1 pseudogene is annotated in these 253 nt (G+C 39.1%); it reads right to left on the reverse strand.

The features are described from left to right. Nucleotides 1–253, reverse strand: a pseudogene (locus AAEY72_RS15655) (quinone-dependent dihydroorotate dehydrogenase); the annotation flags it as partial.

The following is a 253-nucleotide window of genomic DNA, read 5'->3' on the forward strand; positions in this document are numbered from 1 at the left end:
GTTATATACGAGGCATGTTCAAACACCTTGCGCATGCAATGTATGTAATCGTCTTTGCCTTGCTCATTCGGTGTGTCTTTATTTTTACCAATGTTAATACCTAAAATACCGGTATAGTTGGCTGCTTTAACGTTATTAACTAAATTATCAACGCCTTTGTTATTAAATCCCATGCGATTGATAATGGCATTTGACTGCGGCAATCTAAACATACGTGGTTTATCGTTACCAGCTTGTGGGCGCGGAGTAACTG

This window comes from Psychrobacter sp. W2-37-MNA-CIBAN-0211 (assembly GCF_040309405.1).
Lineage (GTDB): Bacteria > Pseudomonadota > Gammaproteobacteria > Pseudomonadales > Moraxellaceae > Psychrobacter > Psychrobacter glaciei.